The sequence below is a fragment of the Pseudomonas sp. SH10-3B genome (assembly GCF_019891415.1).
In the GTDB taxonomy this organism is placed as follows: domain Bacteria; phylum Pseudomonadota; class Gammaproteobacteria; order Pseudomonadales; family Pseudomonadaceae; genus Aquipseudomonas.
On record NZ_JAFLXD010000025.1, the window covers coordinates 59568 to 75517 of the forward strand.

A 15950-nucleotide genomic window follows, 5' to 3' on the forward strand; every position below is an offset into this window, starting at 1 on the left:
TCTAGCGCGCAGCTTCCTTTTGGGAGGCGGACGCATAAAGAGGCGGCTAGGGTACAGAATTAGCCTGACAAACGCACTGTTGCGGGGCGAACTGTCCGATAAGCGACATTTACATGTCGCGTTTTCATACCAAATTTGGCAATACAGACAAAAATGTGGAGGGGGCTTGCTCCCGATAGCGGTAGCTCAGTCACCTCATCAGTGACTGAACCACCGCTATCGGGAGCAAGCCCCCTCCCACATTGGATCGAGTACATCCAAAACGCACAAAGGCCACCCGAAGGTGGCCTTTGCTGGTAAAGCGTCAGCTAAGCGTGAGGCTTACTTGACAGCCCAACCGGTCAGCTCGGACAAAGCCTTGCCGATGTCTGCCAGCGAACGCACGGTTTTAACGCCTGCGTCTTCCAGGGCAGCAAACTTCTCGTCTGCAGTGCCTTTGCCGCCAGAGATGATTGCGCCAGCATGGCCCATGCGCTTGCCCGCAGGGGCAGTCACACCAGCGATGTAGGAAACAACCGGCTTGGTCACGTGTGCCTTGATGTAGGCAGCCGCTTCTTCTTCAGCCGAACCGCCGATCTCACCGATCATCACGATCGCTTCGGTCTTCGGGTCTTCCTGGAACAGCTTCAGGATGTCGATGAAGTTGGAGCCTGGGATCGGGTCACCGCCGATGCCGACGCAAGTCGACTGACCGAAACCGGCGTCAGTGGTCTGCTTCACAGCTTCGTAGGTCAGGGTGCCGGAACGGGAAACGATACCGACTTTACCTGGCAAGTGAATGTGACCTGGCATGATGCCGATCTTGCATTCGCCTGGAGTGATCACGCCTGGGCAGTTAGGGCCGATCAGGACTACGCCCAGCTCGTCGCACTTAACTTTAGCGTCCAGCATGTCCAGGGTAGGAATGCCTTCGGTGATGCACACGATCAGCTTGATGCCGCCGAATGCTGCTTCCAGGATCGAGTCCTTGCAGAAAGGAGCTGGAACGTAGATCACGCTGGCGGTGGCGCCAGTGGCAGCTACAGCGTCTTTCACGGTGTTGAACACTGGCAGGCCCAGGTGCTCGGTGCCGCCTTTGCCCGGAGTTACGCCACCAACCATCTTGGTGCCGTATTCGATGGCTTGCTGGGTGTGGAAACTACCTTGCGAACCGGTAATACCCTGGCAGATAACTTTGGTGTCTTTATTGATCAGGACGCTCATTATTTGCCCTCCGCAGCTTTGACAACTTGTTGAGCAGCGTCGGTCAGGCTGGTAGCCGCGATGATGTTCAAACCGCTTTCTGCCAGTACTTTAGCGCCCAGTTCAGCGTTGTTGCCTTCAAGGCGCACAACAACCGGGATTTTAACGCCGACTTCTTTCACTGCACCGATGATGCCTTCGGCAATCATGTCGCAACGAACGATGCCGCCGAAGATGTTGACCAGTACTGCAGCGACGTTGGAGTCGGACAGGATGATCTTGAAGGCTTCGGTTACGCGTTCTTTGGTAGCACCACCGCCTACGTCGAGGAAGTTGGCTGGTTTGCCGCCATGCAGGTTGACGATGTCCATGGTACCCATGGCCAGGCCAGCACCGTTGACCATGCAACCGATGTTACCTTCCAGGGCTACGTAGTTCAGTTCGAACTTGGCAGCGTGCGCTTCGCGCGGATCGTCCTGCGACGGATCGTGGAAAGTTTTCAGCTTAGGCTGACGGTACATGGCGTTGGCGTCGATGTTGATCTTGGCGTCGAGGCAGTGCAGATCGCCGTCAGCCTTGATCACCAGCGGGTTCACTTCCAGCAGGGCCAGATCGTGATCCTGGAACAGTTTGGCCAGACCTACGAAGATCTTGGCGAACTGGGCAACTTGCTTGCCTTCCAGGCCCAGCTGGAAAGCCAGCTCGCGCCCCTGGAATGGCTGAGCGCCAACCAGTGGATCGATGGTGGCTTTCAGAATTTTTTCTGGGGTTTCTTCGGCAATCTTCTCAATGTCCACGCCACCTTCGGTGGAAGCCATGAACACGATGCGACGGCTCGAACGGTCAACGACAGCGCCCAGGTACAGCTCTTTAGCGATATCAGTGCACGATTCAACCAGGATCTTGGTGACTGGCTGGCCATTGGCATCAGTCTGGTAAGTCACCAGACGCTTGCCCAGCCACTGCTGTGCGAAGGCCTTGGCGTCTTCTTTGCTGCGAACCAGCTTAACGCCGCCCGCTTTACCGCGACCACCAGCGTGGACCTGGGCTTTGACAACCCACTCGGTGCCACCGATTTTGTCGCAAGCTTCTGCTGCTGCTTCCGGGGTGTCTACTGCGTAGCCCTTGGAAACTGGCAGGCCGTATTCAGCGAACAGCTGCTTACCCTGATACTCGTGAAGATTCATGCTTTTTACCGTCTTCGTTAGGTACTGCGCATTCGGCGCTGCGCTCATTATGAGTGCCGCGCCACCTGTGACTGCTGCTTGCGCAACTTGCGGGGCTCAAGGCCCGTAAAGCTGCGCAAGACTGCGTCCAGCGGATATTCCGCGGTGAGTCTTGCGCGCAAGGCTCACGACGGGCAACTCCGCCGTGGTTTCTTATTATCTCGCTTAGCGCTTCTTGCGGTTGGCGATGTGGATGGCGCCGCCATTCACTGCCAACGCTGCTTCGTGCAACGCTTCGGACAGGGTCGGATGGGAGAAGACCATCATGCCCAGGTCCTCGGCACTGGTGCCGAATTCCATACCGATCGCGCCTTGCTGAACCAGTTCTGCAGCGCTCGGGCCAATCACGTGGACGCCCAATACGCGGTCAGTCTTGGCATCAGCGATGACTTTGACAAAACCACCGGTGTCGTTGGCTGCCATGGCACGGCCAGAAGCGGCAAACGGGAAGGTGCCGACGTTAACTTCAACGCCTTCAGCTTTCAACTGCTGTTCGTTCTTGCCGACCCATGCAATTTCCGGGTGGGTGTAGATAACCGATGGGATCAGGTCGTAGTTCATCTGGGTCTTGTGACCCTTGATGCGCTCGACAACCATGATGCCTTCTTCGGAAGCCTTGTGCGCGAGCATCATGCCGCGAACCACGTCGCCGATGGCGTAGACGCCAGGAACGGTGGTAGCGCAGTGATCGTCAACGTGGATGAAACCACGCTCGTCGATGTTCACGCCGCTGTCGGAAGCCAGCAGGTCGGTGGTCACTGGACGGCGACCAACGGCTACGATCAGCTTGTCGAAGGTGATGGTCTGCTCGCCTTCTTTATCGGTGTAGGTCACCACGACTTCTTCGCCGTTGACCTTGGAACCGGTCACGCGAGCACCCAGCTTGATGTCCAGACCTTGTTTGGTCAGGGTTTTCAGCGCTTCCTTGGACACAGCGGTGTCGGCAGCCAGCAGGAACGTGTCCAGGGCTTCCAGCACAGTCACTTCGGAACCCAGGCGGGACCAGACCGAACCCAGTTCCAGGCCGATCACGCCAGCGCCGATGACGCCCAGGCGCTTAGGAACAGCTTGGAATTCCAGGGCGCCGGTCGAATCAACGATCACGTTCTGGTCAACCGGAGCCGGTGGAATGTCGATTGGACGCGAACCTGGGGCCAGGATCACGTTCTCGGCTTCGATGATTTCTACCGAACCGTCCGGCTTGGTGATTTCAACTTTCTTGCCGGCCAGCAGTTTGCCGTGACCTTGCAGGGAAGTCACACCGTTGGCCTTGAACAAGGTCGCAACGCCCGAAGTCAGGCCTTTAACGATGTTGGCTTTACGGCCGACCATTGCTGGCACGTCCATGGTCACGCCAGCATGGTTGATGCCGTGGATCGCGAAGCCGTCTTGGGCTTCGTGGAATTTCCAGGAGCTGTCCAGCAGCGCCTTGGAAGGAATGCAACCAACGTTCAGGCAAGTACCGCCCAATGCCAGTTTGCCTTCCTTGTCGGTGTATTTTTCGATGCAAGCAGTCGAGAGGCCCAGTTGTGCGGCCTTGATGGCGGCAACGTAGCCGCCAGGACCCGCACCAATCACTACAACGTCAAATTTCTGCGACATGAAAATAGTTCCTCTATTTAGCAGCAAGCTTTCAAGCCGCAAGCCCCAAGCCCAACTGCCTTATCCGGCAATCTGTCACTTGAGGCCTGCAGCTGCTTCTATCAGATATCCAGCAGCAGACGAGCCGGGTCTTCCAGCAGGTTCTTGATGGTCACCAGGAAAGTCACGGCTTCTTTACCATCGATCAGGCGGTGATCGTAAGACAGCGCCAGGTACATCATTGGGCGGATCACGACTTGGCCGTTGATGGCCATCGGACGCTGGATGATGTTGTGCATGCCCAGGATCGCGGCTTGTGGCGGGTTAACGATCGGCGTCGACATCATCGAACCGAAGGTACCACCGTTGGTGATGGTGAAGGTACCACCGGTCATCTCGTCGATGGTCAGCTTGCCGTCACGGGCTTTCTTGCCGAAGCCGGCGATGCCGCCTTCGATTTCGGCCAGGCTCATCAGCTCGGCGTTACGCAGGACCGGAACCACCAGGCCACGGTCGCTGGACACGGCAACGCCGACGTCAGCATAACCGTGGTAAACGATGTCGCTGCCGTCGATGGAAGCGTTGACTGCCGGGAAGCGTTTCAGCGCTTCGGTGGCCGCTTTCACGAAGAACGACATGAAGCCCAGGCGCACGCCGTTGTGGGACTTCTCGAACAGATCCTTGTACTTCGAACGCAGGGCCATGACTTCGGTCATGTCGACTTCGTTGAAAGTGGTCAGCATCGCCATGTTCGACTGTGCTTCAACCAGACGCTTGGCCACGGTGGCGCGAACGCGGGTCATCGGTACACGCTTCTCGGTGCGGTCGCCAGCAGCGAACACAGGCGCAGCGGCAGCCGGGGCAGCAGCCTTGGCAGGCGCGGCAGCCGGAGCGTTTTTCTTCGCTTCAACAGCGGCAACCACATCTTCCTTGGTCACACGGCCGTCTTTGCCGGTGCCTTTGATGGAAGCCAGGTTGATGCCGTTTTCTTCAGCCAGCTGACGCGCAGCCGGTGCAGCGATTGGGTCTTCGCCACCCGCAGCCGGAGCTGCAGCTGGAGCCGAAGCAGCGGCCGGGGCGGCAGCAGCGGCAGGAGCAGCGGCAGCGCTGCCCTCTTCGATCGAGCCCAGTACCTGGTTCGACAGAACGGTAGCGCCCTCTTCGGCAACGATTGCGCCCAGCACGCCGTCAGCTTCGGCCAACACTTCCAGCACGACTTTGTCGGTCTCGATGTCGACGATCAGGTCGTCACGCTTGACGGCCTCACCTGGTTTCTTGTGCCAGGTGGCAACGGTGCCATCGGCAACCGATTCCGGGAATGACGGGGCTTTGATTTCGATAGCCATTATCTGTGGGTCCTTAAAATTCGGTTTCAGTCAGCGCGAAGGCGTTAAACAGTGAAAGCATCTTGCAGCAGTTTTTCCTGCTGCTCGGCGTGCATAGACGCATAACCACACGCAGGCGCAGCAGAAGCATCACGACCGGCGTACTCCAGGCCCAGGGCCTTGTTGTGGTTACCGATGCTGCGACGCAGATGATGCTGGCTGCTGTACCACGCGCCCTGGTTCATCGGTTCTTCCTGACACCACACCACATTGGTGAGGTTGGTGTAAGGCGCGATGATCTCCATGAGGTCATCTTCCGGGAACGGGTAAAGCTGCTCGATACGCACGATGGCGATGTCTTCGCGGCCTTCGGTACGACGTTTTTCCAGCAAGTCGTAGTAGACCTTGCCGCTGCACAGGATCAGGCGAGTGACCTTGCTGGCGTCCAGCGTATCGATTTCTGGAATCACGGTCTGGAACGAACCGTCCGCCAGATCTTCCAGTGTCGAGATGGCCAATTTGTGACGCAGCAGCGATTTCGGGGTCAGCACTACCAGCGGCTTGCGCAGCGGGCGGATCACCTGGCGACGCAGCAAATGGTAGATCTGCGCCGGGGTAGTCGGTACGCACACCTGGATGTTGTGCTCGGCGCACAGTTGCAGGTAACGCTCCAGACGGGCCGAGGAGTGCTCCGGGCCCTGACCTTCATAACCGTGTGGCAGCAACATGGTCAGACCGCACAGACGGCCCCACTTGTGCTCGCCGCTGGTGATGAATTGGTCGATCACCACCTGGGCACCGTTGGCGAAGTCGCCGAACTGGGCTTCCCAGATCACCAGCGCCTGCGGCGTGGTGGTCGAGTAACCGTATTCGAACGCCAGTACGGCTTCTTCGGACAGGAACGAATCGTACAGGTCGAAACGCGGCTGGCCTTCGTACAGGTTCTGCAACGGGATGTAGGTGCCCGCGTCTTTCTGGTTGTGCAATACCGCGTGACGGTGCGAGAACGTACCACGGCCAATGTCCTGGCCGGTCATGCGGATCGGGTGACCTTCGAACGCCAGGGTCGCGTACGCCATGGTTTCGGCGTAACCCCAGTTGATCGGCAGGCCGCCGGCTTGCATCTTCTGACGGTCTTCGTAGATCTTCGCAACCTGGCGCTGCACCACGAAGCCATCCGGGATTTCCAGCAGCTTGGCGGACAGTTCCTGCAGGGTCTTCAGATCGAACGAGGTATCGTGGCGCGCGGTCCAGGTGTGACCCAGGTACGGACGCCAGTCCACGAACAGCTCTTTGTTCGGCTCTTTGACCAGGCTTTTTACTACATGCAGACCATTGTCCAACGCGTTGCGGTATTCATCGATCTTCGCCTGAACACGCGCATCGTCAACAATACCGGCCTTGGTCAGGCTTTCGGCATACAGCTCACGGGTGGTGCGCTGCTTGGTGATCTGCTGGTACATCAACGGCTGGGTGCCGCTTGGCTCGTCAGCTTCGTTGTGACCGCGACGGCGGTAGCAAACCAGGTCGATCACCACGTCACGCTTGAACTGCATGCGGTAGTCGACAGCCAGTTGGGTCACGAACAGTACGGCTTCCGGATCATCGCCATTCACATGGAGGATCGGCGCCTGGATCATCTTGGCAACGTCGGTGGCGTACTCGGTGGAACGCGCATCCAGCGGGTTGCTGATGGTGAAGCCAACCTGGTTGTTGATGACGATGTGAACGGTACCGCCGGTCTTGAAGCCGCGGGTCTGCGACATCTGGAAGGTTTCCAGGACCACGCCTTGACCGGCGAATGCCGCGTCACCGTGGATGGAAATCGGCAGGACCTTTTCACCGGTAGTGTCGTTACGACGATCCTGGCGAGCACGGACCGAACCCTCGACCACTGGAGAAACGATTTCCAGGTGGGATGGGTTGAAGGCCATGGCCAGGTGAACTTCACCGCCGGTGGTCATCACGTTGGACGAGAAGCCCTGGTGGTATTTAACGTCACCGGAACCCAGCTCGACCTTCTTCTTGCCTTCGAACTCGTCGAACAGCTCACGCGGGTTCTTGCCGAAGGTGTTGACCAACACGTTCAGGCGACCACGGTGGGCCATGCCGATCACGATTTCCTTGGTGCCGTAGGAACCGGAACGCTGGATCAGCTCGTCGAGCATCGGGATCAGGCTTTCGCCGCCTTCCAGGCCGAAACGCTTGGTGCCCGGGTATTTGGTACCCAGGTATTTTTCCAGGCCCTCGGCTGCGGTCACGCGCTCAAGCAGGTGGCTGCGTACATCGGCAGACAGCACCGGACGGCCACGCACGCCTTCCAGGCGATGCTGGAACCAGTGGCGTTGCTCGGAATCGGTAATGTGCGTGAACTCAGCGCCAATGGTGCGGCAATATGTCTGCTGCAACGCTTCGTGAATTTCGCGTAGGCTCGCTTCCTCTTTGCCGATGAACAGGTCGCCGGCACGGAAGGTCGTATCAAGATCGGCATTGGTCAAGCCGTAATGATTGATCGACAGGTCTGCAGGTGCAGGACGCTGCCAGAGCCCCAGCGGGTCAAGCTGGGCCGCCTGGTGGCCACGCATCCGGTAGGCCTGGATCAGTCGCAGTACTTCAACTTGCTTCTTCTCGTGCTCACTGCTCACGCTTCCGGCGGAAACCGGCTGGGCGCGGCGCTGGTTCTTTGCCAGCAGCACGAACTGATCGCGAATTGTTGCATGCGATACATCGGTGGCAGCGTTGCCGTCTGAAGACAACGTCTGAAATTTGGTGCGCCATTCTTCTGGCACAGCGTTAGGGTCGTGCAGGTAGAGCTCATAAAGCTCTTCCACATAGGCAGCGTTACCACCTGAAAGATAGCCGCTGTTCCACATGCGCTGCATCACGCTTTCTTGCATGCTTGGTCACCCTCGATTTGGGGACACCACCGGCGAAAACACCGAGTTTGCTTGCAAAAGGCCAAGTGCAGCGACCAAAACAAGCCACTTAGGATCACGCTGATAGTTCGGGTACCAACCCGAATGCCCCTGCTTGTCTCATTTCTTCAAAATAAGAGCCGCGGCTTTGTAAGTCGCTGCTCAAGTTAAAACTACGGCGCCGGTTGAAGCCTGCGCCGCAGCATTTACGGGCACAACGGTCCTGCTTTGCTACAACGTCGCTTACACGCCGCTTTGCAGCAGCATGTTACGGATGTGACCAATGGCCTTAGTCGGGTTCAGGCCTTTGGGACATACGTTGACGCAGTTCATGATCCCGCGGCAGCGGAATACGCTGAACGGGTCATCCAGCGAAGCCAGACGCTCGGACGTCTTGGTGTCACGGCTGTCTGCCAGGAAGCGGTACGCTTGCAGCAGGGCAGCTGGACCCAGGAACTTGTCCGGGTTCCACCAGAAGGACGGGCACGAGGTCGAGCAGCAAGCGCACAGGATGCACTCGTACAGACCGTCGAGCTTTTCACGCTCTTCTGGGGACTGCAGACGCTCGATGGCCGGAGCCGGCGTGTCGTTCTGCAGGAATGGCTTAACTTTCTCGTATTGCTTGTAGAAGATGCTCATATCGACGACCAGGTCACGGATAACCGGCAAACCTGGCAGAGGACGAACGATCAGCTTGTTGCCTTTAACAACGGCGGACAGCGGCGTGATGCACGCCAGGCCGTTTTTGCCGTTGATGTTCATGCCGTCGGAACCGCAAACACCTTCACGGCAAGAGCGACGATAGGAGAAACCCTCGTCCTGCTCTTTGATCAGTGCCAATACATCCAGCACCATCAGGTCTTTACCACCGGTATCGACCTGGAACTCCTGCATGAACGGCGCAGCGTCCTGATCAGGGTTGTAGCGATAAACACTGACTTTCAACATGGCAGCCACCCTTAGTAAGTCCGAATCTTCGGTTCAAACGTCGGAACCGTCTTCGGCGAGAAGTTCACGGCACGCTTGGTTACGCGCTTGTCACCCGGGAAGTACAGGGTGTGGCACAACCAGTTTTCGTCATCGCGGTCTTCAAAGTCTTCACGAGCGTGGGCACCACGGGATTCTTTACGAACCTCGGCAGCGATCGCAGTCGCTTCAGCCACTTCCAGCAGGTTTTGCAGCTCAAGGGCTTCGATACGAGCGGTGTTGAACGCCTGGCTCTTATCGTTGATCTTGACGTTGGCGATGCGCGTGCGCAGATCGGCCAGCTGGGCAATACCCTTCTGCATGTATTCGCCGGTACGGAATACACCGAAGTAGTTCTGCATGCAGTTTTGCAGCTCGCGACGCAGGGTTGCCACGTCTTCGCCATCAGTGCGCTCGTTCAGAGCGTTCAGACGCGCCAGGGCAGCTTCGATGTTGGCGTCGGTGGCGTCATCGTATTCGATGCCGTCGGTCAGGGCTTTTTCCAGGTGCAGGCCGGCAGCGCGGCCGAATACCACCAGGTCGAGCAGCGAGTTACCGCCCAGACGGTTGGCACCGTGAACCGATACGCACGCCACTTCGCCCACTGCGAACAGACCGTGGATGATCTCGTCCACGCCGTCGGCGTTTTGGGTGATCGCCTGGCCATGAATGTTGGTCGGCACGCCGCCCATCATGTAGTGGCAGGTTGGAACAACCGGAACCGGAGCAACCACTGGATCAACGTGGGCAAAGGTCTTGGACAGCTCACAGATACCCGGCAGGCGGCTGTGCAGCACTTCTTCGCCCAGGTGATCGAGCTTCAGCAGTACGTGGTCGCCATTCGGGCCACAGCCGTTGCCGGCGATGATTTCCTTAACCATCGAACGGGCAACAACGTCACGACCCGCCAGGTCTTTCGCGTTCGGAGCATAACGCTCCATGAAACGCTCGCCGTGCTTGTTGATCAGGTAACCACCTTCACCACGGCAACCTTCGGTCACCAGTACACCGGCGCCGGCGATGCCGGTCGGGTGGAACTGCCACATTTCGATGTCCTGCACCGGCACGCCGGCACGCAGGGCCATGCCAACGCCGTCACCGGTGTTGATCAGGGCATTGGTGGTGGACGCGTAGATACGACCTGCACCGCCAGTCGCCAGAACAGTAGCCTTGGCGCGGATGTAGGTGGTTTCACCGGTTTCGATGCAGATGGCGATCACACCGACGAACTCGCCTTGTGCGTTTTTCACCAGGTCGACAGCGTAGTACTCGTTCAGGAACGTAGTGCCGGCCTTCAGGTTGCCCTGATAAAGGGTGTGCAGCAGCGCGTGACCGGTACGGTCGGACGCGGCGCAGGTACGGGCAGCCTGGCCACCTTTACCGTAGTCCTTCGACTGGCCGCCGAATGGACGCTGGTAGATACGACCTTGCTCGGTACGGGAGAACGGCAGACCCATGTGGTCCAGCTCGAACACTGCGGCCGGGCCTTCCTGACACATGTATTCGATAGCGTCCTGGTCACCGATGTAGTCGGAACCCTTGACGGTATCGTACATGTGCCAGCGCCAGTCATCGTTCGGGTCGGCGGACGCGATGGCACAGGTGATGCCACCCTGGGCCGATACGGTGTGGGAGCGCGTCGGGAATACCTTGGTGATCACGGCAGTCTTGTGACCACCCTGGGCCAGCTGCAGCGCTGCGCGCATGCCGGCACCGCCGCCACCAATAATGATGGCGTCGAAGGAAATAGTTGGAATGTTAGCCATGAATCAGATACCCCAAAGAATCTGCACACCCCAGACGAAGTAAGCGAACATCGCGACGCCGCATACTGCCTGGAAGAGGAAACGGACTGCGGTCGCGGACTTGCCCAGCGCCATCGGCGTCAGGTAGTCAGTCGCGATGGTCCACATGCCGACCCAGGCGTGAGCGCCCAGGGCTACAAGGGCCAGCAGGCTGAAGATTCGCATCGCATTGTGGGAAAACAGCCCGTGCCATTGCTCGTAGCCAATGCCCGGGTTTGCGACGAGGTATCCGATCAGGAAGATGAAATAAGCCGCGAGAACGACCGCAGACACACGCTGTGCCATCCAGTCATAGAGGCCCGAACGCGAAAGGTTCGTAACGCTGGTTACCATATCCAAACTCCTGCCAGAACGATCAGCACCACGGAAATGGCGATGATGATTTTCGAGCCCAGGCGGCCGCCTTCCAGCGTCTCACCGATGCCCATATCCATGATCAAGTGGCGCACACCGGCTACCAGGTGATACAGCAGAGCGGACAGGAGGCCCCATGCTACGAACTTGGCCAGCGGGCTGGTCAAGCATGCCTTCACCTCGGCGTATCCTTCCTCGGAACCCAGGGATTTGCTCAATGCATAAAGCATGATGCCCAAGCCCAGGAACAGGATGATGCCGGAAACACGGTGCAGGAACGACGTAACGCCGGTGATGGGGAGTTTGATGGTCCTTAGGTCTAGGTTTACAGGTCGTTGGCTATTCACGGCTTTTTTTCACACTGAAGAGCCCCTAACAATCAGGGCAAAGTTGTTGGGGAGTGCACTGGTCAGGTAAGCACCACCCAGGGAGTGCGACCCCCAATGAAAGCAAGCCCAAAAGCCCTTGGCGGTCGGTGGCCGAGTATAGACAGTTAGGTTACTAATGACAACGCGCGCTCCTCACCCTAATAGCGGATTGCGCTGGCGGGATAAAAGGCGTAAATGGCAGGCAATTTCGAGGAAAAAGTACGGTTAAAGCCTTCTGGGGCAAGACTTTAGGCAAATTGACATCTGAATTTATCTCACTATAGTGGTGCGGGCCCTGCGTGGGGGGTCTGTCTGATGATTTGAAGCATAAATAGGAGGCCACATGGCTGACAAAAAAGCGCAGTTGATCATCGAGGGCGCAGCCCCCGTCGAGCTGCCCATTTTAACCGGCACCGTTGGTCCCGATGTTATCGACGTACGGGGCCTGACGGCCACGGGCCGTTTCACTTTCGACCCAGGCTTCATGTCGACCGCCTCTTGCGAGTCGAAGATCACCTATATCGACGGCGACAATGGCATCCTGCTGCACCGGGGCTACCCGATCGAGCAACTGGCTGAAAAATCGGACTACCTGGAAACCTGCTACCTGCTGCTAAATGGCGAATTGCCAACAGCCGAGCAAAAAGCCCAGTTCGTCAGCACTGTGAAGAACCACACCATGGTTCACGAGCAGTTGAAGACCTTCTTCAACGGCTTCCGTCGCGACGCCCACCCGATGGCCGTCATGTGCGGCGTGGTCGGCGCCCTGTCGGCCTTCTATCACGACTCCCTCGACATCAATAACCCGCAGCATCGCGAAATTTCCGCGATCCGCCTGGTTGCCAAGATGCCGACCCTGGCCGCAATGGTTTACAAGTACTCCATGGGCCAACCCATGATGTACCCGCGCAACGACCTGACGTACGCGGAAAACTTCCTGCATATGATGTTCAACACCCCGTGCGAGATCAAACCGATCAGCCCGGTGCTGGCCAAGGCAATGGACCGGATCTTCATCCTCCACGCCGACCACGAGCAAAACGCCTCCACCTCTACCGTGCGCCTGGCAGGTTCTTCGGGTGCCAACCCGTTCGCCTGTATCGCCGCCGGTATCGCCGCACTGTGGGGCCCTGCCCACGGCGGTGCGAACGAAGCCGTATTGACCATGCTCGATGAAATCGGCGATGTGTCCAACATCGACAAGTTCATCGCCAAGGCCAAGGACAAGAACGATCCGTTCAAGCTGATGGGCTTCGGTCACCGCGTCTACAAGAACCGCGACCCGCGCGCCACCGTCATGAAGCAGACCTGCGACGAAGTGTTGAAGGAACTGGGCATCAAGAACGATCCGCAACTCGAACTGGCCATGCGCCTGGAAGAGATCGCCCTGACCGACCCGTACTTCATCGAACGCTCGCTGTACCCGAACGTCGACTTCTACTCGGGGATCATCCTCAAGGCGATCGGCATTCCAACCAGCATGTTCACCGTGATCTTCGCCCTGGCGCGGACCGTGGGCTGGATCTCCCACTGGAAAGAAATGCTCTCCAGCCCGTACAAGATTGGCCGTCCACGCCAGCTGTACACCGGCTACGAGTCGCGTGACATTACCAAGCTGGAAGATCGCAAGTAAGCAATCAGCCGCTTAGCTGCACTGAACAAGGCCTCCTCTGGAGGCCTTGTTCGTTTTGCCGCAGCGACCATGCCTGCAACGACACATCCCAATCGGTAACGAGCCACTCGAACGCCGCCCCCACCGGTATTTTGCCGGCGCAACTTGACGCCTCCCCGGTACTGATCTTGAATCCAGCGTACCGCTAGGTATCCGTAGTCAGCGCTCACTTTCCGGCCGATGTGCCCCGCGCTGCCCTCTGCATGCAGCCAAACCCGTCGCCGGGTTTCTTGAACTGGCTCCTGCTTGCAGGTAAAGGATTTGCCATGGCTAATCTGGTGATTTGCTGCGACGGTACCTGGAATACCCCCGACCAACTCGATCAGGGCGTCCCCGCCCCCACCAACGTGGTGCGACTGTATAACGCCCTGGCCGACTTCGACGCCCAGGGCGTCGCGCAAACCAAATACTATCACCCAGGTGTCGGCACCAACGGCAGCTGGTGGGATAAAGCCGTCGGCGGCGGCACCGGCGCCGGCCTTGATAACAACATCATGAGCGCCTACCAGAAGCTCTGTTACTGCTACCAGCCCGGCGATGCGATCTATCTGTTCGGCTTCAGCCGCGGGGCCTACACGGTGCGCAGCCTTGCCGGATTCATCGGCCGCTGCGGGCTGTTGCGGATCGCCGGACTACCGCCAGCAGAGGTCTGGACACGCATTCAGGCGCTGCTCACCTACGGCTACCGACGTAAAACCGAAGAGCGTGGAGACTGGAGCGCCCAGGGCTGGGAATTCCACAACAAGGCTGGCGAACCCATCCCGATTCAGTTCATTGGGGTCTGGGACACCGTTGGCGCGCTGGGCATCCCCGACGACATGGCTTTGCTCAACCTGCTCGACAATCGCGAACGCTACACCTTCCACGACACCACGCTACACCCCTCGGTCAAGCATGCGCGTCACGCACTGGCGATGGACGAACGCCGCGCCTCGTTCCAGCCGACGCTGTGGAACCAGCCATCATCGAAGGACACCGAACTCAAGCAGATCTGGTTTCCCGGCGTGCACTCCGACGTCGGCGGCGGCTATCAAAACTGCGGCCTGGCCGATGGCGCACTGCTGTGGATGCTGGATGAAGCGAGCGCGACGGGCCTGGATTTCGCGGCGGATATTGTCAAGCAGATCAAGCCAGACCTCTACGACACCATGCACGACTCCTGCGACGGCGTGTTCAATGTGCTGGCGACTCAGCCGCGCAGCGTGGCCAACCTCAACACGCAACCGGCACTGTTCCACAGCTCCGCACTGGCGCGGCAGAAAACCCCACCCATCACGCAATCGCCTTACCGCAAGGCGCGCCTGCTGACGCCCCCGACCCCGCTGGTACTGGACATCTCAGCACGCCTGCCGTGGAACGAAACTGGCCTATGGCTCAACGCGGGCACGACGTACACCTTCAGCGCCAGTGGCGAGTGGCTGGACGCTTCGATCGTCTGCGACCCTGCTGGCCCAGTGGACAACCACTTCCAACCCGGTGAACTGGCCTACCTGGCCGGCACCGCACTGGGCAAACTGGAAAACTGGTACGGCAAGCTGTTCAACAACAGCGATGCAAACTTTTACTTCACCCGCCGCCACGAGAATTACCCATGGTTCAGCCTTATCGGCGCCATCGCCAACAGCGATGGTGTCGACGCCAAGGCCATCCTGCTGAAACCGGAGTCCTTCCTCATCGGCCACGGCTGCACCTATACGCCCAAACGCTCAGGGTATCTGTATGCCTATGCCAACGACGCGTGGAATTGCTACGGCAATAACAAAGGGCATGTTGCGTTGACGATTCAATAATCCGTGGCTCATCACCCACTCGCTTGAGGGAGTACGCTCCATGACGGATAAACCCGCTGAACAAAAAATGGGCGCCGAGCTGTCGTCGCTGCTCAACTTCATCCCCAGCGCTTACTACGACCTGATTGCGCGAGTGTGCCCAGGAATGGCGTTCTGGGTAGCACTGGCCTACAAGATGGATTTCATCATCACGCCCAGCAAACCGAACGCGCTGGCTTCCGGGGCCGATCTGTTCATTCTGATTTTGCTCAGCTACGTATCAGGCATTGTGCTGACCGGCTTCTGTGTCATCTGGGACGCTATATCGATCTTCATCCTGGAGCGCGTGCCCTTCTGCAAGGTATTGAACCTGGACAACGGCGCTACCTTTACCCAGCGCTGGAAGCAGGTCTCCGTGCATATCGATCAGGTGGGCAAAGCAAATGACAACGCCGGCCGCATCCTGGTCAAAGCCATGGCCGAAGTGACACTGTGCCAAAACCTGCTGAGCGGCCTGATCGTGCTCATGTTCATCGGCTTTTTCTCCGACGGCGTAAAATTCTACGCAGTGCAGCCTTACTACCTCTATTACTCGTTCATCGGCGGCGCGCTGTTCCTTGCCATGATGTTTCGCCAAGTGATGTTTCTTGGACGCGTGATGGGCCTGCACGCGCTGTATACCGACAACATTCCCCCGCCTTCTATAACCGTGACCGCCGAAGTAAATCCGCAGCCATAAAAAAATGCCCCGGCCTTTCGACCGGGGCATTCCTTACACAACAACAAC

The 15950-nt window shown here is 58.4% G+C and carries 12 protein-coding genes; 3 read left to right on the top strand and 9 right to left on the bottom strand.

From position 1 onward, the window contains the following. Positions 1–321: 321 nt before the first annotated feature. The 9 genes from sucD to sdhC form a co-directional block, all read right to left on the bottom strand. On the bottom strand, positions 322–1203 hold the full coding sequence (gene sucD, locus J1G35_RS18925) for a succinate--CoA ligase subunit alpha (protein WP_003210566.1): 882 nt from the start codon (positions 1201–1203) through the stop codon (positions 322–324). Next, positions 1203–2369, bottom strand: coding sequence for an ADP-forming succinate--CoA ligase subunit beta (gene sucC, locus J1G35_RS18930; protein ID WP_003210567.1), 1167 nt, complete (start codon positions 2367–2369; stop codon positions 1203–1205). Before sucC ends, sucD begins: the two co-directional genes overlap by 1 nt. Positions 2370–2573: 204 nt before the next feature. Beyond that, positions 2574–4010, bottom strand: a complete 1437-nt coding sequence (lpdA, locus tag J1G35_RS18935; protein WP_053130497.1) for a dihydrolipoyl dehydrogenase — start codon at positions 4008–4010, stop codon at positions 2574–2576. A 101-nt stretch (positions 4011–4111) separates the two neighbouring features. Beyond that, a complete protein-coding gene (gene odhB, locus J1G35_RS18940; protein WP_223015714.1) occupies positions 4112–5335 on the bottom strand; it encodes a 2-oxoglutarate dehydrogenase complex dihydrolipoyllysine-residue succinyltransferase in 1224 nt (407 codons plus the stop codon). A gap of 44 nt (positions 5336–5379) precedes the next feature. Beyond that, positions 5380–8211, bottom strand: coding sequence for a 2-oxoglutarate dehydrogenase E1 component (locus J1G35_RS18945; protein ID WP_223015715.1), 2832 nt, complete (start codon positions 8209–8211; stop codon positions 5380–5382). 261 nt (positions 8212–8472) lie between these two features. After that, positions 8473–9177: a succinate dehydrogenase iron-sulfur subunit gene (locus tag J1G35_RS18950; protein WP_003172807.1), complete on the bottom strand. Its 705-nt coding sequence runs from the start codon at positions 9175–9177 to the stop codon at positions 8473–8475. Between the two features lie 11 nt (positions 9178–9188). After that, a complete protein-coding gene (sdhA, locus tag J1G35_RS18955; protein WP_223015716.1) occupies positions 9189–10961 on the bottom strand; it encodes a succinate dehydrogenase flavoprotein subunit in 1773 nt (590 codons plus the stop codon). Between the two features lie 3 nt (positions 10962–10964). Next, positions 10965–11333, bottom strand: a complete 369-nt coding sequence (sdhD, locus tag J1G35_RS18960) for a succinate dehydrogenase, hydrophobic membrane anchor protein (RefSeq protein WP_003172805.1) — start codon at positions 11331–11333, stop codon at positions 10965–10967. Further along, positions 11327–11701 carry a succinate dehydrogenase, cytochrome b556 subunit gene (gene sdhC, locus J1G35_RS18965; RefSeq protein ID WP_003172804.1) on the bottom strand — a complete coding sequence of 125 codons (375 nt, stop codon included), beginning with the start codon at positions 11699–11701 and terminating at the stop codon, positions 11327–11329. The genes sdhD and sdhC overlap by 7 nt, the downstream gene beginning before the upstream one ends. Before the next feature lie 364 nt (positions 11702–12065). Between sdhC and gltA the strand changes: the two genes are divergently transcribed. The 3 genes from gltA (at position 12066) to J1G35_RS18980 (ending at position 15902) form a co-directional block, all read left to right on the top strand. Continuing rightward, a complete protein-coding gene (gene gltA / locus J1G35_RS18970; protein ID WP_003172803.1) occupies positions 12066–13355 on the top strand; it encodes a citrate synthase in 1290 nt (429 codons plus the stop codon). Between the two features lie 305 nt (positions 13356–13660). Continuing rightward, the gene (locus J1G35_RS18975) at positions 13661–15184 is read left to right on the top strand and encodes a DUF2235 domain-containing protein (RefSeq protein ID WP_223015717.1); all 1524 of its coding nucleotides are present in this window, start codon (positions 13661–13663) and stop codon (positions 15182–15184) included. A 40-nt stretch (positions 15185–15224) separates the two neighbouring features. After that, the gene (locus J1G35_RS18980; RefSeq protein WP_223015718.1) at positions 15225–15902 is read left to right on the top strand and encodes a hypothetical protein; all 678 of its coding nucleotides are present in this window, start codon (positions 15225–15227) and stop codon (positions 15900–15902) included. Positions 15903–15950 lie beyond the last annotated feature (48 nt).

What these genes read in the sequence shown, in the direction of transcription:
- sucD (WP_003210566.1), bottom strand. Translation starts at nt 1,203, where the DNA reads ATGAGCGTCCTGATCAATAAAGACACCAAAGTTATCTGCCAGGGTATT.
- sucC (WP_003210567.1), bottom strand. Translation starts at nt 2,369, where the DNA reads ATGAATCTTCACGAGTATCAGGGTAAGCAGCTGTTCGCTGAATACGGC.
- lpdA (WP_053130497.1), bottom strand. Translation starts at nt 4,010, where the DNA reads ATGTCGCAGAAATTTGACGTTGTAGTGATTGGTGCGGGTCCTGGCGGC.
- odhB (WP_223015714.1), bottom strand. Translation starts at nt 5,335, where the DNA reads ATGGCTATCGAAATCAAAGCCCCGTCATTCCCGGAATCGGTTGCCGAT.
- J1G35_RS18945 (WP_223015715.1), bottom strand. Translation starts at nt 8,211, where the DNA reads ATGCAAGAAAGCGTGATGCAGCGCATGTGGAACAGCGGCTATCTTTCA.
- J1G35_RS18950 (WP_003172807.1), bottom strand. Translation starts at nt 9,177, where the DNA reads ATGTTGAAAGTCAGTGTTTATCGCTACAACCCTGATCAGGACGCTGCG.
- sdhA (WP_223015716.1), bottom strand. Translation starts at nt 10,961, where the DNA reads ATGGCTAACATTCCAACTATTTCCTTCGACGCCATCATTATTGGTGGC.
- sdhD (WP_003172805.1), bottom strand. Translation starts at nt 11,333, where the DNA reads ATGGTAACCAGCGTTACGAACCTTTCGCGTTCGGGCCTCTATGACTGG.
- gltA (WP_003172803.1), top strand. Translation starts at nt 12,066, where the DNA reads ATGGCTGACAAAAAAGCGCAGTTGATCATCGAGGGCGCAGCCCCCGTC.
- J1G35_RS18975 (WP_223015717.1), top strand. Translation starts at nt 13,661, where the DNA reads ATGGCTAATCTGGTGATTTGCTGCGACGGTACCTGGAATACCCCCGAC.
- J1G35_RS18980 (WP_223015718.1), top strand. Translation starts at nt 15,225, where the DNA reads ATGACGGATAAACCCGCTGAACAAAAAATGGGCGCCGAGCTGTCGTCG.